This window comes from Variovorax paradoxus B4, assembly GCF_000463015.1.
Taxonomy (GTDB): Bacteria; Pseudomonadota; Gammaproteobacteria; order Burkholderiales; family Burkholderiaceae_C; genus Variovorax; species Variovorax paradoxus_E.
Map to the genome: position 1 here is coordinate 2,662,320 of NC_022247.1, position 23,560 is coordinate 2,685,879.

General features: G+C 65.4%; 23 protein-coding genes. 17 read left to right on the forward strand and 6 right to left on the reverse strand.

Annotation, left to right across the window (positions count from 1 at the left end; genetic code table 11):
- Window positions 1-13: 13 nt before the first annotated feature.
- Window positions 14-436, reverse strand: coding sequence for a DUF3619 family protein (locus tag VAPA_RS12330; protein ID WP_021007102.1), 423 nt, complete (start codon window positions 434-436; stop codon window positions 14-16).
- A complete protein-coding gene (locus VAPA_RS12335) occupies window positions 433-999 on the reverse strand; it encodes an RNA polymerase sigma factor (protein WP_021007103.1) in 567 nt (188 codons plus the stop codon). The genes VAPA_RS12330 and VAPA_RS12335 overlap by 4 nt, the downstream gene beginning before the upstream one ends.
- A gap of 285 nt (window positions 1,000-1,284) precedes the next feature.
- On the opposite strand from VAPA_RS12335, the gene VAPA_RS12340 reads away from it, so the two are divergent.
- From VAPA_RS12340 to VAPA_RS12375, 8 genes are all read left to right on the forward strand, one after another.
- Window positions 1,285-3,069: an acetolactate synthase 3 catalytic subunit gene (locus VAPA_RS12340; RefSeq protein WP_021007104.1), complete on the forward strand. Its 1,785-nt coding sequence runs from the start codon at window positions 1,285-1,287 to the stop codon at window positions 3,067-3,069.
- A gap of 113 nt (window positions 3,070-3,182) precedes the next feature.
- A complete protein-coding gene (gene ilvN / locus VAPA_RS12345) occupies window positions 3,183-3,674 on the forward strand; it encodes an acetolactate synthase small subunit (protein ID WP_012747479.1) in 492 nt (163 codons plus the stop codon).
- A gap of 55 nt (window positions 3,675-3,729) precedes the next feature.
- Entirely contained in the window at window positions 3,730-4,002 is a 273-nt protein-coding gene (locus VAPA_RS12350; protein ID WP_021007105.1) for a DUF4282 domain-containing protein, read from the forward strand.
- A 53-nt stretch (window positions 4,003-4,055) separates the two neighbouring features.
- On the forward strand, window positions 4,056-5,072 hold the full coding sequence (gene ilvC / locus VAPA_RS12355; RefSeq protein WP_018906096.1) for a ketol-acid reductoisomerase: 1,017 nt from the start codon (window positions 4,056-4,058) through the stop codon (window positions 5,070-5,072).
- A gap of 184 nt (window positions 5,073-5,256) precedes the next feature.
- Window positions 5,257-6,081, forward strand: coding sequence for a CDP-diacylglycerol--serine O-phosphatidyltransferase (pssA, locus tag VAPA_RS12360; RefSeq protein WP_021007106.1), 825 nt, complete (start codon window positions 5,257-5,259; stop codon window positions 6,079-6,081).
- Between the two features lie 184 nt (window positions 6,082-6,265).
- The gene (leuA, locus tag VAPA_RS12365) at window positions 6,266-7,969 is read left to right on the forward strand and encodes a 2-isopropylmalate synthase (protein WP_021007107.1); all 1,704 of its coding nucleotides are present in this window, start codon (window positions 6,266-6,268) and stop codon (window positions 7,967-7,969) included.
- Window positions 7,970-8,020: 51 nt separating this feature from the next.
- Entirely contained in the window at window positions 8,021-9,559 is a 1,539-nt protein-coding gene (locus tag VAPA_RS12370) for a 2-isopropylmalate synthase (protein ID WP_021007108.1), read from the forward strand.
- A gap of 115 nt (window positions 9,560-9,674) precedes the next feature.
- The gene (locus VAPA_RS12375) at window positions 9,675-10,856 is read left to right on the forward strand and encodes a serine hydrolase (RefSeq protein WP_021007109.1); all 1,182 of its coding nucleotides are present in this window, start codon (window positions 9,675-9,677) and stop codon (window positions 10,854-10,856) included.
- 58 nt (window positions 10,857-10,914) lie between these two features.
- Here VAPA_RS12375 and VAPA_RS12380 read toward each other — a convergent pair whose 3' ends face one another.
- Genes VAPA_RS12380 through aat form a run of 3 tightly spaced genes read right to left on the reverse strand, consistent with a single transcriptional unit; the run spans window position 10,915 to window position 13,292 of the window.
- Window positions 10,915-11,760 (reverse strand): IclR family transcriptional regulator, encoded by an 846-nt coding sequence (locus VAPA_RS12380; RefSeq protein WP_021007110.1) that lies wholly within the window; start codon window positions 11,758-11,760, stop codon window positions 10,915-10,917.
- A 30-nt stretch (window positions 11,761-11,790) separates the two neighbouring features.
- Window positions 11,791-12,540 carry an arginyltransferase gene (locus tag VAPA_RS12385; protein WP_021007111.1) on the reverse strand — a complete coding sequence of 250 codons (750 nt, stop codon included), beginning with the start codon at window positions 12,538-12,540 and terminating at the stop codon, window positions 11,791-11,793.
- Window positions 12,537-13,292, reverse strand: a complete 756-nt coding sequence (gene aat, locus VAPA_RS12390; protein ID WP_021007112.1) for a leucyl/phenylalanyl-tRNA--protein transferase — start codon at window positions 13,290-13,292, stop codon at window positions 12,537-12,539. Before aat ends, VAPA_RS12385 begins: the two co-directional genes overlap by 4 nt.
- A 219-nt stretch (window positions 13,293-13,511) precedes the next feature.
- Here aat and VAPA_RS12395 point away from each other — a divergent pair, with 219 nt between their 5' ends.
- From VAPA_RS12395 to VAPA_RS12410, 4 genes are read left to right on the forward strand one after another with little or no spacing between them, the layout of a single operon-like run.
- Window positions 13,512-15,842, forward strand: a complete 2,331-nt coding sequence (locus VAPA_RS12395) for a xanthine dehydrogenase family protein molybdopterin-binding subunit (protein ID WP_021007113.1) — start codon at window positions 13,512-13,514, stop codon at window positions 15,840-15,842.
- Window positions 15,843-15,881: 39 nt separating this feature from the next.
- Window positions 15,882-16,793, forward strand: coding sequence for a helix-turn-helix transcriptional regulator (locus VAPA_RS12400; RefSeq protein ID WP_021007114.1), 912 nt, complete (start codon window positions 15,882-15,884; stop codon window positions 16,791-16,793).
- The gene (locus VAPA_RS12405) at window positions 16,772-17,131 is read left to right on the forward strand and encodes a VOC family protein (protein WP_021007115.1); all 360 of its coding nucleotides are present in this window, start codon (window positions 16,772-16,774) and stop codon (window positions 17,129-17,131) included. The genes VAPA_RS12400 and VAPA_RS12405 overlap by 22 nt, the downstream gene beginning before the upstream one ends.
- Before the next feature lie 15 nt (window positions 17,132-17,146).
- A complete protein-coding gene (locus VAPA_RS12410) occupies window positions 17,147-17,548 on the forward strand; it encodes an SRPBCC family protein (RefSeq protein WP_021007116.1) in 402 nt (133 codons plus the stop codon).
- On the opposite strand, the gene pobA is transcribed toward VAPA_RS12410, so the two are convergent.
- Window positions 17,545-18,726, reverse strand: coding sequence for a 4-hydroxybenzoate 3-monooxygenase (pobA, locus tag VAPA_RS12415; protein ID WP_021007117.1), 1,182 nt, complete (start codon window positions 18,724-18,726; stop codon window positions 17,545-17,547). The two genes, VAPA_RS12410 and pobA, sit on opposite strands and share 4 nt — an antisense overlap.
- A 130-nt stretch (window positions 18,727-18,856) precedes the next feature.
- Here pobA and VAPA_RS12420 point away from each other — a divergent pair, with 130 nt between their 5' ends.
- The 5 genes from VAPA_RS12420 to VAPA_RS12440 all read left to right on the forward strand — a co-directional run bounded on the left by VAPA_RS12420 (window position 18,857) and on the right by VAPA_RS12440 (window position 23,559).
- Window positions 18,857-19,627 (forward strand): IclR family transcriptional regulator domain-containing protein, encoded by a 771-nt coding sequence (locus tag VAPA_RS12420; protein WP_021007118.1) that lies wholly within the window; start codon window positions 18,857-18,859, stop codon window positions 19,625-19,627.
- 54 nt (window positions 19,628-19,681) lie between these two features.
- A complete protein-coding gene (locus VAPA_RS12425) occupies window positions 19,682-20,341 on the forward strand; it encodes a response regulator (protein WP_021007119.1) in 660 nt (219 codons plus the stop codon).
- Complete coding sequence (locus VAPA_RS12430) at window positions 20,338-21,666, forward strand: ATP-binding protein (protein ID WP_021007120.1); 1,329 nt, start codon at window positions 20,338-20,340, stop codon at window positions 21,664-21,666. Before VAPA_RS12425 ends, VAPA_RS12430 begins: the two co-directional genes overlap by 4 nt.
- Window positions 21,667-21,760: 94 nt before the next feature.
- Entirely contained in the window at window positions 21,761-23,236 is a 1,476-nt protein-coding gene (locus VAPA_RS12435) for a DegQ family serine endoprotease (RefSeq protein WP_021007121.1), read from the forward strand.
- 20 nt (window positions 23,237-23,256) lie between these two features.
- Window positions 23,257-23,559: a hypothetical protein gene (locus tag VAPA_RS12440; protein WP_021007122.1), complete on the forward strand. Its 303-nt coding sequence runs from the start codon at window positions 23,257-23,259 to the stop codon at window positions 23,557-23,559.
- Window position 23,560 lies beyond the last annotated feature (1 nt).

Genomic DNA, 23,560 nt, shown 5'->3' on the forward strand with positions numbered 1-23,560 from the left:
CGTTCAACGGGACTCAGTCAGAGGCGCCGTCGGCCTTGAGGAACTGGGCAAAACCAGGGTCGGTGTAGGCGGCCGGAGGGAGATCGCCCGTGAGCAGTGCGGAATCGACTTCCGCCAGTTCGCTGGCACGGTCTTCGTCCTGCAGCACGCTGATGGTGATCAGCCCCGCAACCAGCGCAATCAGGGGCACCACCGAACCGATGCGGGTCCACCAGCCGCCGCCCATTGTTGCCACATGCCCGGATTGCATGACCACCGAAGCTGCCCGCAACTGGGGCGACTGCTTGCGCATGGCAACGGCTTGCGCGCGCGCCACCCGCAGCCGCTCGCCGATGTCGTGCGGCAGCTCCCGGCTGCCGTCGGACAGCCGCGCAGCGACACGCTGGCCGAATTGATCCTCGGCAGCAAAAGAAGAGGTTGAAACCTTAGTGTTCATAGCGAAATTCCCTTGGCTTTGAGCGCCTTGCTCAGGGCGTGTACGGCCCGCGAACAATGGGTTTTGACGCTGCCTTCGGAGCAGCCCATTGCAGCGGCCGTCTCCGCCACATCCATTTCTTCCCAGTAACGCATCAGGAAAGCCTCGCGTTGACGACCTGGCAAAGCTGCGATCTGTTCTTCGATCTCGTGGAAGACCTGGGCGCGGCGGGTCGTGTCCTCGGCACTCTCCGTTTCTCTGGAGTCGGTTGGCGAGACGAAGTTCTCCAGCAGATCGAAATCTCCGTCGTCGCCGGCAGATTCGAAGTCGCCGAGGTTGGAGAACAGGGCGCGGCGGGTTTTCTGCCGGCGGAACCAGTCGAGCGTGCAATTCGAAAGGATGCGCTGGAACAGCATCGGCAGCTCTTCCTGCGGCTTGTCGCCGTAGTGCTGCGCCAGCTTCATCATGCTGTCCTGCACGATGTCGAGTGCCGCTTCCTCGTCCCGCACGTGGTAGACCGAGCGCTTGAAAGCGCGCCGTTCGACGCTCTTCAGAAAGTCGGAAAGTTCTTGTTCAGTGGCCAAGCGAGAGGGGGCGCCGCGGGCGCCGCGTGGGGAATGGGGGTATCGGGAAGCGCTTATGTTTTTCTGCCGCGGATTATGCCCCCGTGCCTTTTCATGGGGATTTTTGCGCGGCGGCAAGCCCATCAATGTCATAATCCGCGCTGCAAGTCAAAAGGCAAACGGGTCACGGTCCGGCGGAACATCAGTCCGCTCATGGCTTTGGCCTCAAGTCCTGGCGCGGCCCCACAAGGGCTGGCAAGGGGCACCCAAGGTTTTTCGTTCCCGAAAAAACTCCAAAGGTTGATCATGGAAATCTCGAAGGCGGAACTCGCTTCCGCAGCAGCCGCGTCCTCTGGCGCCGGCAACCCAACGCAAGAACTCATGGGCGCTGAAGTGCTGGTCAAGGCACTGCAGGCCGAAGGCGTCCAGTACATCTGGGGCTACCCCGGTGGCGCGGTTCTGTACATCTACGACGCGTTCTACAAGCAGGACACCATCCAGCACGTGCTGGTACGCCACGAGCAGGCAGCCGTCCACGCGGCCGACGGCTATGCGCGTGCCACCGGCGAGGTCGGCGTGGCGCTGGTCACCTCGGGCCCCGGCCTGACCAATGCGGTCACCGGCATCGCCACGGCGTACATGGACTCGATCCCGATGGTGATCATCTCGGGTCAGGTACCCACCGCCGCCATCGGCCTGGATGCCTTCCAGGAATGCGACACCGTGGGCATCACCCGCCCCATCGTGAAGCACAACTTCCTCGTCAAGGATCCCAAGGATCTGGCCATGACGATGAAAAAGGCCTTCCACATCGCCCGCAGCGGCCGTCCCGGCCCGGTGGTGGTGGACGTGCCCAAGGACGTCTCCTTCAAGAAGACCCCGTACGCCGGCTATCCCGACAAGGTCGAGATGCGCTCGTACAACCCGGTGCGCAAGGGCCACGGCGGCCAGATCCGCAAGGCGCTGCAGCTGCTGCTGAATGCCAAGCGCCCGTACATCTACACGGGCGGCGGCGTGCTGCTTGGCAACGCCTGCAACGAACTGCGCACGCTGGTCGACATGCTCGGCTATCCGGTCACCAACACGCTGATGGGCCTGGGCGCCTACCCGGCGAGCGACCGCAAGTTCCTGGGCATGCTGGGCATGCACGGCACCATCGAAGCCAACAATGCGATGCAGAACTGCGACGTGCTGCTGGCCGTGGGCGCGCGCTTCGACGACCGCGTGATCGGCAACCCGAAGCATTTCGCGCAGAACGAACGCAAGATCATCCACGTCGACATCGATCCGTCGAGCATTTCCAAGCGCGTGAAGGTCGACATCCCGATCGTCGGCGACGTGAAGGACGTGCTCACCGAACTGATCTCGATGATCCGCGAGAGCACCACCAAGCCCGACGCCGGCGCACTGGCCGACTGGTGGAAGACCATCGAGGCCTGGCGCTCGCGCGACTGCCTCAAGTACGACCGCGGCAACAAGGACGTGATCAAGCCGCAGTACGTGGTCGAAACCCTCTGGAACATGACCAAGGACGCCGACGCGTACATCACGTCGGACGTGGGCCAGCACCAGATGTGGGCCGCGCAGTACTACCGCTTCGACGAGCCGCGCCGCTGGATCAATTCGGGCGGCCTGGGCACCATGGGCGTCGGCATTCCGTACGCCATGGGCATCAAGCTCGCGAAGCCCGATTCGGAAGTGTTCACCATCACCGGCGAAGGCTCGGTGCAGATGTGCATCCAGGAACTCTCCACCTGCCTGCAATACAACACGCCGATCAAGATCTGCTCGCTCAACAACCGCTACCTGGGCATGGTGCGCCAGTGGCAGGAGATCGAATACTCCGGCCGCTACAGCCACAGCTACATGGACGCGCTCCCCAATTTCGTGAAGCTGGCCGAGGCCTATGGCCATGTCGGCATGCTGATCGAGCGTCCACAAGACGTGGAGCCGGCGCTGCGCGAAGCACGCAAGCTCAAGGACCGCACGGTGTTCATGGATTTCCGCACCGACCCCACCGAGAACGTGTTCCCGATGGTCAAGGCGGGCATGGGCATCACCGAGATGCTGCTGGGTTCCGAAGATCTCTGAGCGATCCTCGGCGCATTCGCTTTCAATCACTCTTTACTGACGAATCTATTGCCCGCCGAGCCCGCGCATTACCGTGCACGGGGGAGGGCGGCGAAAAGAGGAGTCACGCAAACATGAAACACATCATTGCAGTGCTGCTGGAAAACGAGCCGGGTGCTCTTTCCCGCGTGGTGGGCCTGTTCTCGGCCCGTGGCTACAACATCGAATCGCTGACCGTCGCACCGACCGAGGACGCGAGCCTCTCGCGCATGACCATCGTCACCGCCGGCTCGGACGACGTGATCGAACAGATCACCAAGCATCTCAACCGGCTGATCGAAGTGGTGAAGGTCGTCGACCTGACCGAAGGCGCCTATACGGAGCGCGAACTCATGATGGTGAAGGTGCGCGCAGTCGGCAAGGAGCGCGAGGAAATGATGCGCATGGCCGAGATCTTCCGCGGCCGCATCATCGACGTCACGGACAAGAGCTACACCATCGAACTCACCGGCGACCACGGCAAGAACGACGCTTTCCTGGAAGCGATCGACCGTAGCGCTATCCTCGAGACCGTCCGCACCGGTGCCAGCGGCATCGGGCGCGGCGAGCGCATCCTGCGCGTGTAGGGGGTGAAGATCCCCTCAGTTCCACTGTTCTAAACCAACACACGAGGAGAAGGTAATGCAAGACTTGCTGGGTTTCGAGAAGATGGTCACCCCGATCGTCATCCGGATACTGTATTTCCTGGGGTTGCTGGTGGTATTGATTTCCGGTGTGAGCGCGCTTTTCAGCGGCGGCTTCAGAGGCATTCTTACCGGCATCGCCATTTTGATTTTTGGCGCGATCATGGTTCGCGTCTACAGCGAATTGCTGATCCTGCTGTTCCGCATTCACGACAACCTCGTGTCCATCAACCAGCAAATGAAGGACCGGAATCCCTCCGGCCAACTGTGAGTGAACGCACCCCCGCACAGGGGGTGCCAGAGATTAAATAGGAAAGACGCATCATGAAGGTTTACTACGACAAGGACGCCGACCTCAGCCTCATCAAGGGCAAGACGGTCGCAATCATCGGTTACGGCTCGCAAGGCCATGCGCATGCGCAGAACCTGAACGACAGCGGCGTCAAGGTCGTGGTCGGCCTGCGCAAGGGCGGCGCCTCCTGGCCCAAGGTCGAGAAGGCCGGCCTCAAGGTCGCCGAAGTGGCCGACGCCGTGAAGGCCGCCGACGTGGTCATGATCCTGCTGCCCGACGAGCAGATCGCCAATGTCTACAAGAACGACGTGGCACCGAACATCAAGGAAGGCGCTTCGCTGGTCTTCGCGCACGGCTTCAACGTGCACTACGGCTTCGTGCAGCCGCGCGCCGACCTCGACGTGTGGATGGTCGCTCCCAAGGCCCCCGGCCACACCGTGCGCAGCACCTACACGCAAGGCGGCGGCGTGCCCCACCTCGTGGCCGTGCACCAGGACAAGAGCGGCAAGGCGCGTGACCTCGCGCTGAGCTACGCCACGGCCAACGGCGGCGGCAAGGCCGGCATCATCGAGACCAACTTCCGCGAAGAAACCGAAACCGACCTGTTCGGCGAACAAGCGGTTCTGTGCGGCGGCACGGTCGAGCTGATCAAGGCCGGTTTCGAAACGCTGGTGGAAGCCGGCTACGCGCCCGAAATGGCGTATTTCGAATGCCTGCACGAACTCAAGCTGATCGTCGACCTGATCTATGAAGGCGGCATTGCCAACATGAACTACTCGATCTCGAACAACGCCGAATACGGCGAGTACGTCACCGGCCCGCGCATCGTGACCGAAGAGACCAAGAAGGTCATGAAGCAAGTGCTCAAGGACATCCAGACCGGCGAATACGCCAAGAGCTTCGTGCTGGAAAACGCTGCCGGCGCTCCGACGCTGATCAGCCGCCGCCGCCTGAACTCCGAGCACCAGATCGAAGTCGTCGGCGAGAAGCTGCGCGCGATGATGCCGTGGATCAAGAAGAACAAGCTGGTCGACCAGACCCGCAACTGATCCGCCGATGAACCGGGTGCCGCGGCACCCGTTTTCCGAGGGCCACCCGCTGGGGTGGCCTTTTTTCATGACGGGGCGAACCATCCCCCTGAACTACACTGCGAACCCATGCGATTTACAGATCAAGAAGCTATCGAATGGATAGCTGTTCGCGCAGTGCCCACGAGGGACGGAGGCAAATTCAATGCATGACGACACGGTTCCCGACGAGGTGCCGCCGCGCAAGCGCCGCAAGGGCATCTACATACTGCCGAACCTGTTCACGCTCGCTGCGCTGTTCGGCGGCTTCTATTCGGTCGTGATGGCGATGAACGCGCGCTTCGATCTTGCGGCGCTCGGCGTGTTCGCCGCAATGATCCTCGACAGCCTGGACGGCCGCGTGGCCCGCATGACCAACACGCAGAGCGCGTTCGGCGAGCAGATGGATTCGCTGTCCGACATGGTGTCGTTCGGCGCCGCTCCTGCGCTCATCGCCTATGAATGGTCGCTCAAGGGACTGGGCCGCTGGGGCTGGATTGCGGCCTTCGTCTACTGCGCCTGCGCGGCGCTGCGCCTGGCGCGCTTCAACGTCAATACCGGCGTGGTCGACAAGCGCTGGTTCCAGGGGCTGCCGTCGCCGGCCGCGGCCGCACTGGTGGCCGGCTTCATCTGGCTCATGACCGAGTGGGGCAAGCGGGGCGGCGAGGTGCTGTATCTCTCGTGGACGCAGATCACGTGGATCACCTTCGCGTTCACGCTCTATGCCGGACTTTCGATGGTCACCAATGCGCCGTTCTACAGCTTCAAGGATGTCCAGATGAAAAAGAGCGTGCCTTTCGTGGTGATCGTGCTCATCGCGCTCGGCATCGCGGTCATCAACATCCATCCGCCGACGGTGCTGTTTGGCCTGTTCGTGGCCTATGGCTTGAGCGGCTATGTGGTCTACGCCTGGCGCAAGGCAAAGGGGCAGCAGGCGAGCGTGATCAGCACCTCGACCGAAGAGCCCGACGAACGGGGCTTGCATAACTGAAGCTGGCTTGTGCTACATTCACAACCCTCATGACCAAGATTTCGCTGCTGGCCCTACTAGCCCTCCCTCACGGGCGGAGACGGTAGCGCACGCGCAAATCCCTCACCACGGCCCGTTCGCACCAGCAACGGGCCGTTTGTCTTTGGGGTTGCTGGTTGATTCCAACCATCACAGAGAAATCGACATGCTGAAGCAACCTCAAGCCAAATACCGCGCATTCGCCCCGATCGGCCTCAAGGACCGCACCTGGCCCGATGCCGTGCTGACCAAGGCCCCGATCTGGCTGTCGACCGACCTGCGCGATGGCAACCAGGCGCTGGTCGAGCCGATGGACATCGCGCGCAAGATGCGCATGTTCGAGACGCTCGTGGCGATCGGCTTCAAGGAAATCGAAGTCGGCTTTCCCTCCGCCTCGCAGATCGAATTCGACTTCGTGCGCAAACTGATCGAGGAAGACCGCATTCCCGACGACGTGACGATCCAGGTGCTGACACAGGCGCGCGACCATCTCATCGCCCGCACTTTCGAATCGCTGCAGGGGGCGCCGCGCGCCATCGTCCACCTCTACAACGCCGTGGCGCCCGTGATGCGCCGCGTGGTGCTCGGCATGGACGAAGACCAGATCGTCGAGCTTGCCAGCAGCCATGCGCGCATGTTCAACGACTTCGCCGCGAAGCAGCCGGGCACGCAGTGGACCTTCCAGTACTCGCCCGAAATGTTCTCGGGCACCGATGTCGTGTTCTCGAAGCGCGTGGTCGACGCGGTGACGGAAGTCTGGGCGCCGACGCCGCAGCGCAAGTGCATCGTCAACCTTCCCACGACAGTCGAGCATTCCACGCCGAACATCTTCGCCGACATGATCGAGTGGATGCACCGCAACCTCGCGCGCCGCGACGCCATCGTGCTGTGCGTGCACCCGCACAACGACCGCGGCACCGGCACGGCGGCAGGCGAGCTGGCGCTGATGGCGGGCGCCGAGCGCATCGAGGGCTGCCTGTTCGGCAACGGCGAGCGCACCGGCAATCTCGACCTCGTCAACGTCGCGCTCAACCTCTACACCCAGGGCGTCTCACCGGAGCTCGACTTCTCGAACATCGACGAGATCCGCGCGACGGTCGAGCACTGCAACCAGATTCCGGTACATCCGCGCCACCCGTATGTGGGCGATCTCGTCTACACCTCGTTCTCGGGCTCGCACCAGGACGCGATCAAGAAGGCCTTCGCTGCGCGCAAGGAGGGCGACATCTGGGACATGCCCTACCTGCCCATCGATCCGAAGGACGTGGGCCGCAGCTACGAGGCCGTGATCCGCGTCAACAGCCAGTCGGGCAAGGGGGGCATGGCCTACCTGCTCGAAAGCGAATACGGCCTCGAGATGCCGCGCCGCCTGCAGATGGAGTTCATGCAGACCGTGCAGCGCGTGATGGACGTGGCCGGCAAGGAGCTCACCGCCGCCGACCTCTGGGAGCTGTTCGTGCGCGAATACGGCCTCGAGGCCGCGCATTCTTTGCAGCACCGCGTGATCGAGGAAGAAGGCGAGGGCGCCAGCGCCTCGGTGGTGCTGCGCGGCGACCTGCCCTGGGACGGCGAGATCCGCGCCATCGAAGGCCGCGGCAACGGGCCGATCGACGCCTTCACGCAAGCACTGAGCAAGGCCACCGGCCATACCGTGCGCGTGATGGACTACCACCAGCACGCCATCGGCGCGGGCGCCGATGCCAAGTCGGTGGCGTACCTCGAACTGCGCGTGGACGAGGCCCAGACGCTGTTCGGCGTGGGCATCGACGCGAACGTGATCTCGGCTTCGCTGAAGGCCATTGTCTCGGGCGTGCAGCGCGCGCGGACCCGCGGCGCGCACAGCGCACAATCGGTGGTTGAGCTCGCCTGACGCCGTTCCCCGCCGTACGCGCAAGGTGCCAACGAACCAAGGAGATCCACGATGACCGACCAACTCATTATTTTCGACACCACCTTGCGCGACGGCGAGCAGTCGCCCGGCGCTTCGATGACGCGCGACGAGAAGATGCGCATCGCCAAGCAGCTCGAACGGCTCAAGGTCGACGTCATCGAAGCGGGCTTTCCAGCCAGTTCGAACGGCGATTTCGAAGCCGTCAAGGCCATTGCCAACGCCATCAAGGATTCGACGGTGTGCGGCCTGTCGCGAGCCAACGACCGCGACATCTCGCGTGCAGCCGAGGCGCTCAAGGGCGCGGCGCGCGGGCGTATCCACACCTTCATCGCGACCTCGCCGCTTCACATGGAAAAGAAGCTGCGGATGTCGCCGGACGAAGTGCACGAGCAGGCGAAGCTTGCCGTGCGCTTTGCGCGCAATCTGGTGTCCGACGTGGAGTTCAGCCCCGAGGATGGCTACCGCAGCGACCCCGACTTTCTCTGCCGCGTGCTGGAGACCGTGATCAACGAAGGCGCCACAACCATCAATGTGCCCGACACCGTGGGCTACGCCATTCCCGAGCTCTACGGCAACTTCATCAAGATGCTGCGCGAGCGCGTGCCCAACAGCGACAAGGCCATCTGGTCGGTGCATTGCCACAACGACCTCGGCATGGCGGTGGCCAACTCGCTGGCTGGCGTGAAGATCGGCGGCGCGCGCCAGGTGGAGTGCACGATCAACGGTCTGGGCGAGCGTGCGGGCAACTGCTCGCTCGAGGAAGTGGTGATGGCGGTCAAGACGCGCAGGGACTACTTCGGCCTCGACCTCAACATCGACACGCGGCACATCGTGGCCGCGAGCCGCATGGTGAGCCAGACCACCGGTTTCGTGGTGCAGCCTAACAAGGCCGTGGTGGGTGCCAACGCCTTCGCGCATGCCTCGGGCATTCACCAGGACGGCGTGCTCAAGGCCCGCGACACCTACGAGATCATGCGGGCCGAAGACGTGGGCTGGGCCGCCAACAAGATCGTGCTGGGCAAGCTCAGCGGCCGCAATGCATTCAAGCAGCGGCTGCAGGAACTGGGCGTGACCATGGCCAGCGAGGCCGACATCAACACGGCTTTCATGCATTTCAAGGAACTGGCTGACCGCAAGTCCGAAATTTTCGACGAGGACATCCTCGCGCTCGTCAGCGCGGAAGAGCTGTCGAACGTTGACGAGCAGTTTGCTTTTGTCTCGCTCTCCCAGCACAGCGAAACCGGCGAACGTCCCCATGCCAAGGTCGTGTTCACCGTTCAGGGCAAGGAAGTCACCGGTGAATCCGATGGCAATGGCCCGGTCGATGCTTCTCTCAAGGCCATCGAATCGCACGTCAGGAGTGGCGCTGAAATGGTGCTTTACTCTGTCAACGCGATAAGTGGCTCGACGGAAAGCCAAGGAGAGGTTACAGTTCGGTTACAAAATGCAGGGCGGGTGGTCAACGGTGTCGGGGCAGATCCGGACATCGTGGTTGCGTCGGCAAAGGCTTACTTGAGTGCGCTCAACAAGTTACAGAGCCAAGCTGAGAAAGTGGCGGCACAAGGTTAGGTGACAGGCGATTCTTGTTATTCGATTGAAGAACAGGACGCAAGTAACTGATATTGCGTGCCTTTTTTGATTTGGATACACTGCGGTTCTCATTTTCGCCGCTGGAGATTTATTAATGCCCGAAACCCGCTCCCGCCGAGTTTCCAGCCAGCGGTTCTTGCCCGCAGTCAAATTCGTCGCCGTCGCGCTCTGCGCCACGGCGTTTTTGCTGTCCGGTGCACAGGCCGCCAAGAAGGAAAAAACAACTGCAGCCAAGGCCTCCGTGGCCAAGAAGGCCGCAGGACCGGTGCCGGTGGAAGTCAAGCGTTCTGCCAAGGCGCCGCGTGGCGGCAAAGTCGATCGAAGCGAGAAAGTCGTTCGCGGCGGCCGCAACGTGGTGGCCTCCATTCGCCAGAAGAACGGCAAGACCGTGGTTGCCGTGCAACGCCGTTCGGTGGTTCGTGTCGAGACGCCTGCGCGCCAGTCCTTCGGGCAGCTGGCCGGCCTGCACGGAACCGATGACGTGCTCGACCTGAAGTCGAGCGTCGCGCTCGTGATCGACCAGGACACGCACGAAGTGCTGTTCAGCAAGAACGATCACGCGGTGCTCCCGATTGCATCGCTCACCAAGCTGATGACCGGCCTCTTGATCAGCGAAGCCCGTCTTCCGAACGACGAGTTGATCACCATCACGCAGGACGACGTCGATACCGAAAAGGGCAGCCGTTCGCGCCTGACGGTCGGCACCACGCTTCCGCGCGGCGAGCTCTTGCACCTTGCCCTGATGTCGAGCGAGAACCGCGCGGCGCATGCACTGGGCCGCACCTATCCCGGCGGCCTTGCAACCTTCGTGAGCATCATGAACGCCAAGGCGAAGATGCTCGGCATGAAGGACACGCGCTACGTGGAGCCCACCGGGCTGTCGAGCCGCAACCAGTCGAGCGCGCAGGATCTCGCGCTGCTCGTCAATGCCGCCTATTCCGACGCCACGGTGCGCTCGCTCTCGACCTCGCCTGAATACCAGGTCGAAGTGGGCAACCGCGTGTTGCAGTTCAACACGACCAATCGTCTCGTGAAGAGCCCGGATTGGGAAATTGGCGTGCAGAAGACGGGCTACATCTCCGAAGCCGGCCAGTGCCTAGTAATGCAGGCCAAGGTGGCGGGGCGGAAGCTGATCATGGTGTTCCTGGATTCGGCCGGCAAGTTCAGCCGCATTGCCGATGCGGAGCGTGTTCGCCGCTGGGTCGAGGCCACGCATGCCTCGACGGGCTCGCCGGCTGCAGCGCGCAGCACTGCGGCTTACCAAGTCGCCGGTTGATGGAACCCGCCGCCCTGAAAAGGGCGGCATGCCGAGAACCGCGGCGGAGCCTGCTCGATCAGCCCGCGATGGGACCTGAAGCGCCGCTGGCACCAATCGCCGCGGAGCCGGCCGCCGCCACGGCGGCGGCATCCTTGTAGCCAAGCGCGCCTGAGATTTCGTTGGCCGTGGCCTGCAGCTTGGGCAGCCATCCTTCGTCCAGCCGGTCAGCCGGCGCGGAAATCGACAACCCCGCCACCAGTTTGCCCTGGTCGTCGTAGATGCCGGCGGCCATGCAGCGCACGCCCAGTTCGAGTTCCTCGTTGTCGCGAGCAATGCCGTACTGGCGCGCCTTCGACAGTTCGCGCTCGAGCGCAGGCAGTTGCGTGATGCTGTTGCGCGTATGGCCGGCCAGGCCGGTTCGCGTGGCGTAGCTGCGCACGCGCTGTGGATCGTCGGCTGCCAGGAACAGCTTGCCGGTCGAAGTCAGGTGCAGGGCGGCCCGGCCGCCGATGGCGCGCACCACCTGCATGCCCGAGCGCTCGCTGTACGAGCGCTCGATGTAGACGATCTCGTCGCCCTGGCGCATGCTGAGGTTGACGGGCTGCTGGGTGAGCTTGTGCAGCTCGCGCATCGGTCCCAGGGCGGCGTCACGCACGTTGAGCCGGCCCTTGACCAGGTTGCCGAGTTCCAGCAGCCGCATGCCGAGCCGGTAGCTGCCGGCCTCGGGCCGGTCGACAAAGCGGCCGACGGCCAGGTCGTTGAGGATCCGGTGGGTGGTGGAGGGGTGCAGGCCCGTCTTTTCGCTGATTTCCTTCAGCGAAATGGCCTCTTCGCGGGAAGCGAGCACGTCGATCAGCGCGAACATGCGCTCGATCACCTGGATGACTGGAACGGCAGGAACGTCGGATTGGTTTTTTCTCATGGCGCGATGCGGTGTGGACCGGGCGCCATTTTACCTTGTGAAATCGGATGGTGCTTGCCAGCGTCCGTCGATCAGCAGTTCGTGCGGCGCAAAGCGCGCCTTGTAGTTCATCTTGGCGCTGCCTTCGATCCAGTAGCCGAGGTAGACGTGCGGCAGGCCGAGCTTGCGGGCCTGCTCGATCTGCCACATCACGCTGTAGGTGCCGTAGCCTGCGCTGCTGTCCGGTTCGTAGAAGGTATAGACCGCAGAAATGCCGTCGTTCAGCACGTCGAGTATCGACACCATCCGGAGCGCGCCCGCCGTGCCGTCCGGCAGCGCCTCGCGGAATTCGACGAGCCTGGAGTTGACCCGGCTCTGCAGCAGGAACTGGGTGTACTGGTCGATGCTGTCGTGGTCCATGCCGCCGCCGGCATGGCGGCCGGTCTGGTAGCGAAGATACAGCTGGTAGTGCTCGGGCACGAAGCACAGCTTGAGCACGCGCGCCAGCAGATTCTGGTGCTGCTTCACGGCGCGGCGCTGGCTGCGCGTGGGCTGGAAGCCGTTGACCAGCACGCGCAGCGGTATGCAAGCGCGGCACCCGTCGCAATAGGGCCGGTAGGTGAACATGCCGCTGCGCCGGAAGCCGCTGAGCACCAGGTCGGAGTAGGCGTCGTTGTGGATCAGGTGGCTGGGCGTGGCCACCTGCGAGCGGGCCTGGCGGTCCGGCAGGTAGCTGCAGGGGTAGGGCGCCGTCGCGTAGAACTGCAGCGTGTGAAGCGGAAGATCCTTGAGGTGCGTCACGTCGATTGAGCAGGTCGCGTGGAAAGGAGTTCTTTCCAGTATACGGGCTCGAAATACCATCGTGGGCCCTCTTGTTCCCGGGCCCTTGCCACGTGCGCCACGAAGCGACTGCGCGACATTTCGTGGGCTCCCAGGCTTGCCAGGTGGGAGGTGTTTTGCTGGCAGTCGATCATCTTCACCTGGAAGCGGCGGCACAGGCACACCAGCGCGGCCAGCGCAATCTTGGAGGCATCCGGACGGCGGGTGAACATCGACTCGCCGAACACCGCACGGCCCAGCCCCACGCAGTAGAGGCCACCTGCCAGCTTGCCGTCGATCCAGGTTTCCACGCTGTGCGCATGGCCGGCCCGATGCAGGGCCATGTAGGCCTCCACCATGTCCGGCACGATCCACGTGCCCGATTGGCCGGTGCGCGGCGATTGCGAGCAGGCCGTGATGACCGCGGCGAAATCGTGGTCGATGCGCACCTCGCAGCCGGCCGTCTGGGTGAACCGGGCCAGCGTCTTGCGCAGCGACCTGTGGAGCTTGAATTCGGCCACCTGCAGCACCATGCGGGGGTCGGGGCTCCACCAGAGGATCGGCTGGTCTTCGCTGAACCAGGGGAACACGCAATGGCTGTAAGCGTGCACCAGGGTATCGACGTCGAGCGCTCCACCGGCGGCGAGCAGCCCGGGGACGGGGTCGTGCTCGCCCCAGGCGCAGGCGGGATCGGGCAGTGCGTCGCCGGGTTCGAGCCAGGGCAGTTGTTGCATGCCCGTAGGTATACACGGCTTCGCACGCGCTTCGGCCAGTGTAGGAAAAATGCCCGTTCTCCAGCGAAAAAGCAAACGATTGCGGCCCGCGCGCCACAGGCGCTGCCCTCCAAGCGCACAAGACTATCCGATGCCCATATAGTGCTGCTTCCCATTTGCACTCCATGCGGACCTGCCAGGCCAGCGTTGCCCGGTGGAGGCCTGCCCAAGAGGACCACGTTGACCACAGATTCCACCCCCACGCGTTTCGGCAGCGGCCAGGCGGTGCGCCGCCTCGAGGACGAGAGCCTGCTGTCCGGTGCAGGCCGCTATACGGACGACGTCACGCTCCCCGGCCAGACGTATCTCGTCTTCCTTCGGTCTCCCTATCCGCATGCGCGTATCGTGTCGATCGACACGGCCGCTGCCGCTGCCATGCCCGGCGTGCTGCGCGTGATCACCGGCGCCGAGCTGGCCGAGGCCGGCGTCAAGCCCATGCCGGGCGCCGTGGGCTTCAAGCGGGCCGACGGCAGCGACTGTGCCAGCCCCCCGCGCCTGGCCATGGCGTACGACAGAGCCCGCTTCGTGGGCGAGGCCGTGGCCGCGGTGGTGGCCGAAACCGTCCAGCAGGCGCGCGATGCCGCCGAGGCGGTGGTGGTCGACTACGAAGCGCTTCCCATGGTGGTCGACCTCGCAAGCGCCACCGCCGACGACGCGCCGCTGCTGTGCGAGGAAGCCTCCGGCAACGTCGCCGCCGAAATGCGGCACGGCAGCAGCGACGCCGCGACGGCCGCCTTTGCCAAGGCAAAACACGTGGTGGCGCTCGACGTGGTCAACCAGCGCGTCGTGGCGCTGACCATCGAGCCGCGCTCGGTGCTCGCGGCGCCTGACGCCGAATCGGGCCGCCTGACGATCCGCATGAGTACCCAGATGCCTTCGGGTGTGCGCGATTCGATCTGCGCCGCCATCGGCCTCGCGAAGGAAAAGGTGCGCGTGGTGGTGGGCGACGTGGGCGGCGGCTTCGGCATGAAGACGGGTGCCTATCCGGAAGACATTGCCGTTGCTTTTGCCGCATTGCAGGTCAAGCGCCCCGTGAAGTGGGTGGCCGACCGCAGCGAAGAGTTTCTTTCGAGCGCGCATGGCCGCGACATCGAGGCCAAGGCCGAACTCGCGCTCGATGCGGACGGAAAGATTCTTGCGCTGCGCATCAGGACGCTGGCCAACGTCGGCGCCTATGCCACCGGCACCGGCGTTGCGATCCAGCTCCTGATCGGCCCGTGGGTGCAGACCAGTGTCTACGACATCCAGACCATCGACTTCCATTTCAAGGCGGTGCTCACCAACACCGCGCCCACGGGCGCCTACCGCGGCGCGGGCCGTCCCGAGGCGATCTTCACCATCGAGCGATTGATGGACGAGGCCGCCCGCCAGACCGGCATCGACCGCATCGCGCTGCGCCGCCGCAACTTCATCCGCCCCGAGCAGATGCCCTACAAGAACCCGATGGCGCAGACCTACGACACCGGCAAGTTCGAGTCGGTGATGGACCAGGCGCTGGCGCTGGCCGACTGGCAGGGTTTCGAGGCCCGTGCCGCCGAGTCGGCGAAGAACGGCAAGCACCGCGGCCTGGGCATTGCCACATTTCTCGAATGGACTGGCGGCAATGTGTTCGAGGAGCGTGTCACGGTCTCGGTGCAGGCCGATGGCGTGATCGAAGTGTTCTCCGCCGTCAATGCCATGGGGCAGGGCATTGCCACGTCGCTTGCGCAACTGGCGGTCGATGCCTTCGGCGTGCCGATCGAGAAGGTGCGCGTCGTGCTCGGCGACACCGACCGCGGCGACGGCTTCGGCAGCGCCGGTTCGCGCTCCCTCTTCACCGGCGGATCGGCGGTTCGCATTGGCGCCGAACGCACCATCGACAAGGCGCGCGCGCTCGCAGCTCAGGAGTTCGAGGCCGCCATCGACGACATCACCTACACCCGCGGCATCTTCAGCGTGACCGGCACCGACCTTGAACTCGACCTGTTCGCCCTGGCGGGCAAGCAGCCCGAGCGCGAGATCTTCGTCGACTCCACCAGCACCGTGGCCGGCCCGACCTGGCCCAACGGCTGCCACGTCTGCGAGATCGAAATCGATCCGCCGACGGGCGAGATCAGCGTGGTGGCCTACAGCTCGGTCAACGACGTGGGCCGCGTGATCAACCCGATGATCGTTCGCGGCCAGCTCGAAGGCGGCGCGGTGCAGGGCATCGGCCAGGCGCTTTACGAGCAGGTGGTGTATGACAACGAAACCGGCCAGCCGCTCACCGGGAGCCTCATGGATTACGCCGCGCCGCGCGCGGACATCGTCGAGACCATGTTCCACATGGAAATGGACGAGTCGACACCATGCGCCAACAATCCGCTGGGCGTGAAGGGCGTGGGCGAGCTGGGCACCATCGGCGCCACGCCGACTATCGTGAACGCCGTGGCCGATGCCTTCGCGCGCAATGGCCTTGCGGCGAGCGCTCCACGCCTGCACATGCCGTTGAGCCCGGCGCGGGTATGGCAAGCCATGCACACTGTGGACTGAAAGACACCTTCACCCCGGTGTTCGGAGGGCACATCCGCCATGGTCGTCACCACCGAACTGCAGACCGACCCGATCCGCGTTTCGAGCTACCGCTGCGACGCGGGTCCTGGAGCGCGGCCGTTCACCGAGATGCACTCGGACTATTCGGTCTCGTACGTGCGCAAGGGCAGCTTCGGCTACCGCGCGCGCGGCAACGCTTATGAGCTGGTGGCCGGCTCGGTGCTGGTGGGCTGTCCAGGCGACGAGTACGTCTGCACCCACGACCATCACATGTGCGGCGACGAATGCCTGGCGTTCCATCTCTCGCCGGGATTTGTCGACCTGATTGGCGGCGACCGGCGAATCTGGCGCACCGGAGGTCTCCCTCCGCTGCCCGAACTCATGGTGCTTGGCGAACTTGCGCAGGTTGCGGCCGAGGGGCAGAGCGATGCGGGCCTCGACGAGCTGGGCATGTGGTTCGCGAGCCGTTTCGTCGAGGTGGTGGAAGGGCGCAGCAAACCCATGCCGCAATCCGCTGTGGCACGCGACAGGCGCCGCGCGGTCGATGCGGCGATGTGGATCGACGCGAACTCGCACGACGACATCGGCCTCGAAGGCGCGGCGTCCGAAGCGGGACTGAGTTCGTTCCACTTCCTGCGCCTGTTCTCGCAGGTGCTCGGCGTCACGCCGCACCAGTACCTGGTCCGCTCGCGCCTGCGCCACGCGGCGCGGCTGCTGGCGGACGACGACCGGCCCGTGACCGATGTGGCCTTCGACGTCGGCTTTGCCGACCTGAGCAACTTCGTTCGCACCTTCCACCGCGCGGCCGGGGTGTCGCCGCGCGGCTTTCGCCAGGCCGCCAAAGGCGATCGCAAGATTTTCCAAGACCGCCTGGCCGCCCTGCTCAATGATGACCGCCTGATTCACCCATCGAGCAGAAAGTCATCGCCATGTACGACCACATCGGACTGAAAGTCAGAGACCTTGCCGCGAGCCGGCGCTTCTACGAGGCAGCGCTTGCGCCGCTCGGCCATGTGCTGGGCTCCCACGACAACACCTATGCCGGCATCGGACCCGCAGGCGAGCCCGCGCTCTGGCTCTATGCGACCGAGGGTGCCAAAGGGCCGGGAACGCACATCGCCTTCCGCGCGGCCGATCACAAGGCGGTCGAGGCCTTCCACAAGGCGGGCCTGAAGGCTGGCGGCACAGACAACGGCGGCGCAGGCCCGCGCACCGACTACAGCCCGACCTACTATGCGGCCTTCCTGATCGACCCGGACGGCAACAACGTGGAGGCGGTCTGCCCCTGAAGGCGCGCGCAACCCATGGCAACGATCTACAAGGAATTCATCGTCGAAGCCGAAGCGGCGCGGGTCTGGGACGCGCTGCGCGATTTCGGCGCCGTGCACACGCGCCTTGCGCCTGGTTTTCTGACCGGCTGCGAGCTGGACGGCAAGGGCGCCCGCATCGTCAGCTTTGCCAACGGCCTGGTGGCGCGCGAGCTGCTCGTGGGCATCGACGAGCCCAACCGCCGCCTGGCCTACACCGTCACCGACGGCAGGGCGAGCCACCACCATGCATCGGCCCAGGTGTTCGCGCACGGCGAAGGGCGCTCGCGCTTCGTCTGGATCACCGACGTGCTGCCCGACGAACTCGCCGCCTACATCGAGCCGATGATGGCGCAGGGCGGGCTGGCAATGAAGAAGACGCTCGAAGCGGCCGGCTAGAAGTCTTCGAGCGGCAGGCCCACGTAGTTCTCCGCCAGCGCAGTGGAGGCTGCGTGCGAATGCACCAGGTAGTCGAGTTCGGCTTCCTGGATCTTCTGGCCGAAGGCGCCGGTCTCGGGGAAGCGGTGCATCAGCGAGGTGAACCACCACGAGAAGCGTTCCGCCTTCCAGACGCGGCGCAGGCAGAGGTCGGAATACCGGTCGAGCGCGGAGGCCGATTTATCGCCGTAGAAGATCTCGAACGCGCGCGAGAGGTAGCCCACGTCGGCCGTCGCAAGGTTGAGCCCTTTGGCGCCGGTCGGCGGCACGATGTGCGCGGCGTCGCCGGCCAGGAACAGCGCGCCGAAGCGCATCGGTTCGGCAACGAAGCTGCGCAGCGGCGCAATGCTTTTCTCGAGCGAAGGACCGGTCACCAGCCGCTCGCGGGCTTCGGGGTCGAGCCGTGCGCGCAGCTCGTCCCAGAAGGCCTCGTCGCTCCAGTTCTGGACCCGCTCGTCAGCCGGCACCTGCACGTAGTAGCGGCTGCGGTGCGCGCTGCGCATGCTGCACAGCGCAAAGCCGCGCTCGGTGTTGGCGTAGATCAGTTCGTGCGACACCGGCGGTACGTCGGCCAGCACGCCGAGCCAGCCGAAGGGGTAGACCTTTTCGTAGGTCTGGATGGCGTCGGCCGGTACGCTGGCGCGGCTCACGCCGTGGTAGCCGTCGCAGCCGGCGATGAAATCGCATTCGATCTCGTGCGTCTGGCCGTCTTTCTCGTAGCGCACGCGCGGGCGCTGCGAATCGAAGTCATGCAGGCTGACGTTGGCTGCGCTGTAGATGGTGGCGAGGCCCTCGGCCGAACGCGCCTCCATCAGGTCGCGCGTCACTTCCGTCTGGCCATAGACCGTGACCTGCTTGCCACCCGTCAGGCCGTGCATGTCGATGCGGTGCCGTGCGCCCTTGAACAGCAGTTCGATGCCTTCGTGCGGCAGCCCCTCGGCCTTGGCGCGCGCATCGACGCCCGCGCGCGCCAGAAGATCCATGGTGACCTGCTCGAGCACGCCCGCCCGGATGCGTCCCAGCACATAGTCGCCGCTCTGACGCTCGACGATGATGTTGTCGATGCCGGCCTTGAAAAGCAGCTGTCCGAGAAGCAGGCCCGCCGGGCCCGCGCCGATGATCGCGACCTGTGTGCGCATGTTCGTGTCTCCAATGGGGTTTTCTGGAGCGTAGGGCGTGCGCGGCCGGCTGGCGCAGCGTGCGGCAAGGCTCTGTGCGATCATGCGAATGGCTGCGCGATCATCGCGCAACACTTGCACCGCGACCAGAATGACCATCGCCAAAGCCGACTTCATCGAGGGCATCGCCAAGGGAATGGCCGTGCTCGAAAGCTTCGATACCGAGCGCCAGCGCCTGAACGCGACGCTGGCCGCCGAGCGCGCCGGCCTCACGCGCGCCGCCGCGCGCCGGCACCTGCTCACGCTGGCCCACCTGGGCTACCTGGAGACCGACGGCAGCTATTTCTGGATGGCACCCAAGGTGCTGCGTTTCTCGGGCAGCTACTTGGCGTCGTCGCGCCTGCCGCGCGCACTGCAGCCCACCCTGAACCGGCTGGCGGCGCAGACCGGCGAATCGTTCTCGGCCGTGGTGCTCGATGGCGAAGAGGCGGTCATCATCGCGCGCAGCGGCGCCTACGGCACGCCGACCCGCGTGCTGGCCTATGGCCTGCACCTTGGCGCCCGCTTGCCGGCCCACGCGACATCGACCGGGCGGGTGCTGCTCGCGGCCATGGCGCCGGCCCAGTTCACGCGGTGGCTCAAGGGGCGCCACCTTGCGCGGCTCACGCCGCACACCACCACCCAGGCGCGCGGCTTGCGACAGCTGATCTCCCGCGTGCGCAAGGACGACTACTGCTTTGCCAGCGAAGAGCACGAGCTCGGCGTGCAGGCGCTCGCGGTGCCGCTGCGCGACATGCAGGGCCACACGGTGGCTGCGCTCAACGTGGTGCTGTCCGGTACGCGCTACCAGGAGGAGGCACTCCAGCGCGAAATGCTGCCGCTGCTCTTCGAAGCGGCGCGTGAAGTCAGGTCGCTGCTGTGAGATGAACTTCCACGCGGCCGCCGCCTCGAATCCCGAAACGGACGAAACAACACCATGCGACTCCTGCTTCTCGAAGACGACGTGATGATCGGCGAGGCCGTGCTCGACCTGCTGCGCGCCGAGCAATACGCCGTGGACTGGGTGAAAGACGGTGAGGCGGCCGAGTCCGCATTGCGCACCCAGCAATACGATCTCGTGCTGCTCGACCTGGGCGTGCCGCGCCGCGACGGGCTCGAGGTGCTGCGCAGCCTGCGCGCCCGCAAGCAGCGCATGCCGGTGCTGATTGCCACCGCGCGCGACTCGGTGCAGCAGCGCATCGAAGGACTCGATGCGGGGGCCGACGACTACGTGCTCAAGCCCTACGACCTCGACGAACTGCTGGCCCGCATCCGGGCCTTGCTGCGCCGTGCCGCGGGGCGCGCCGAGCCGGTGTACGAACACATGGGCGTGAGCATCAACCCGGCCACGCGCGAGGTCGCGGTGGATGGCCAGCCGGTGGTGCTTTCGGCGCGCGAGTGGGCCGTGCTCGAACCGCTGATCGCGCGGCCCGGCATGGTGCTGTCGCGCGCCCAGCTCGAGGAAAAGCTCTACAGCTGGAAGGACGAGATCAGCAGCAATGCGGTCGAGGTCTACGTGCACGGGCTGCGCAAGAAGCTGGGCGCAGAGTTGATCCGCAATGTGCGCGGTGTCGGCTACATGGTGCCGAAGACATGATCCGCGCGTTGACCGGATCGCTGCGCGCGCGCCTGCTGTGGTTCCTGCTCGCGGCCATCGTGCTGGCCGCCGGCGCGCAGGCGCTGGTGGCCTACCGCACGGTCCTGAAGGAGGCCGACGACATCTTCGACTACCACATGCAGCAGATGGCGCTGTCGTTGCGCGCCGGCCTGCCGCCGAGCGCAGCCGTGGGCGGCCTGGGCAGCGGCGAGCAGAACTTCGATTTCGTGGTGCAGGTGTGGACCGCCGACGGCGTGCGCATCTTCGAATCCGCCGAGCAGGCCGCGCTGCCGCAATTGGCGGTGCTGGGCTTTGCCGACGTGCGCGCGCGGGGGACCACCTACCGCGTGTTCTCGATGCAGACGAGCGGGCTCGTGATCCAGGTCGCGCAGGACATGGCGGCGCGCCGCAACATGGCTGGCGCGCTGGCCCTGCGCACCATCGCTCCGGTGGCGTTGATGGCGCCGCTGCTCATGCTGGTGGTGTGGTGGGTCGTGAGCCGTTCGCTCGCGCCGGTGGCGCGCGTGCGCGGGCAGGTCGCGTCGCGGCAGGCCGACGATCTTTCCCCCGTGAGTGAGGAGAACCTGCCCGACGAGGTGCGCCCGCTGGTGCACGAGCTCAACCTTCTGTTCGACCGGGTGCGGCATGCCTTCGATGCCCAGAAGCACTTCGTCGCCGACGCGGCGCACGAGTTGCGCTCGCCGCTTGCCGCGCTGAAGCTCCAGGTGCAGGGCCTGCAGCGCGCATCCGATGCCGCGTCGCGCGAGCTGGCCGTAAGCCGGCTGGTTGCAGGCATCGACCGCGCGACGCGCCTGGTCGAGCAGATGCTCGCGCTGGCCCGGCACGAGGCCAGCATGGCTGCGGGCGCAAAGTCCGAACCGGTCGACCTGGGCGAAGTGGCGCGCCTGGCCATTTCGGATGCGGTCGCGGCCGCACAGGCCCGGCGCATCGACATCGGCATCTCGCATGCCGACCCGGCCGTGGTGAACGGGCAGCCCGAGGCGCTGCGCATGCTGCTGCGCAACCTGATCGACAACGCCGTCAAGTACACGCCCGAAGAGGGGCGCGTCGACGTCGGCATCGCAAGCCTCGGCGCGTCGGTCGAGTTGAGCGTGGACGACAGCGGCCCCGGCTTGCCGCAGGAAGAGCGCGAACGCGTGCTCGACCGCTTCTATCGCTCGGGCGAGCCGCAGGCGCCGGGCAGCGGGCTCGGCCTGGCCATCGTGAAGTCGATCGCCGAATTGCATGGCGCCACGGTCGCGCTCGCGGCTTCCCCGACGCTGGGCGGCCTGCGGGTGCTGGTGCGCTTTGCCGCCAAGGCCTGAAATCGCCGCGCGTGGTTTAAGCCGCGCTTAAGCCAGCGGGCCGACATTCCTTTCATCGTGTTTGCGTGCAGACGCATTGAAAGGAAAGCTAGAAATGAACACCCGCCTGACTTCTCCCCATGCCCTGGTTCTGGCCCTGGCGACCGCCGGGGTGATCGGTGCCGTCGGTGCCGGCGCCTACACCAGTGCCCGTGCCGTGAATGCGCCGACCACCAACGCCACGAGCATGGCACCCGCAGCCATGGTGACGCTGCCCGACTTTTCGACCATCACTTCGCGTGACGGCCCCGCGGTGGTCAACATCAGCGTGACCGGCACCGCCAAGGCGTCGGGGGACCAGGCTGCGGTCGAGATGCAGGGCATCGATCCGGACGATCCGATGTTCCAGTTCTTCCGCCGCTTCCAGGGCCAGATGGGCCCGCGCGCCCAGCAGCGCGAAGTGCCGATGCGGGCGCAGGGTTCTGGCTTCATCGTGAGCCCCGACGGCATCATCATGACCAACGCGCACGTCGTGAAAGACGCCAAGGAGGTCACCGTCAAGCTGACCGACCGGCGCGAGTACCGCGCGAAGGTGCTCGGCGCCGACGCCAAGACCGACATCGCGGTGCTCAAGATCGACGCCAAGAACCTGCCCACGCTCGCGCTCGGCAACACCAAGGACCTGAAGGTCGGCGAATGGGTGCTGGCCATCGGCTCGCCCTTCGGCTTCGAGAGCACGGTGACGGCCGGCGTCGTGAGCGCCAAGGGCCGCTCACTGCCCGACGACAGCTACGTGCCGTTCATCCAGACCGACGTCGCGGTGAACCCCGGCAACTCCGGCGGCCCGCTGCTCAACACGCGCGGCGAAGTGGTCGGCATCAACTCGCAGATCTACAGCCGCAGCGGCGGCTACCAGGGCGTGTCGTTCGCCATTCCGATCGACGTGGCGGTGCAGGTGAAGGACCAGATCGTTGCAACCGGCAAGGCCACGCATGCGCGGCTCGGCGTGGCGGTGCAGGAAGTGAACCAGGCCTTTGCCGACTCCTTCAAGCTCGACAAGCCCGAGGGTGCGCTGGTCTCCAATATCGAGAAGGGCGGCCCTGGCGACAAGGCCGGCCTGAAGGCGGGCGACGTGATCCGCAAGGTGGACGGACAGCCCATCGTTTCGTCGGGCGACCTGCCCGCGGTGATCGGGCAGCTGACGCCGGGCAAGAAGGTCGCGCTCGAAGTCTGGCGCCAGGGCGAAAGGCAGGAGTTTTCCGCCCAGCTCGGCGATGCGAGCGACAAGCCCGCACAGGTCGCCAAGAACGACAGTGCGGCGGGCCAGGGCAAGCTCGGCCTCGCGCTGCGGCCGCTGCAGCCGCAGGAAAAGCGCGAGGCCGCCATCGAGAACGGGCTGCTCGTCGAGGATGTGGCCGGCCCTTCCGCCATGGCCGGCGTGCAGGCGGGCGACGTGCTGCTGGCCATCAACGGCACCCCCGCCAGGAGCCTGGAACAGGTGCGCGAGGTGGTGGCCAAGGCCGACAAGTCGGTGGCCCTTTTGATCCAGCGCGGCGAAGACAAGATCTTCGTGCCGGTGCGGATCGGCTGAAGCCCGCGCAGGGACAAAAGATGGCTTCGTCCGCGGGCGGCCTTTCGGCGCACATCCTGCCCACGTCGGCCACCATGATCGGCGTGTGCATGACCGTGATGTCGATCGGCCACCTGGGCCCGCGCGACGACCTGCGGCTCTTGATCGACCGCCTGCTGGCCATCGACGCGCTGGTCTTCCTGGCCAGCGCGCTGCTGTCTTTCATCTCGATGCGCTCGCGCAACTCGGGCGTGCGGCTGGAGGCCTGGGGCGAGATGGTCTTCATCGCGGGCCTCGCGCTGCTGGCCCTGGGCGCGGTGACGCTGGCGTTTGCGCTGCGCTGAG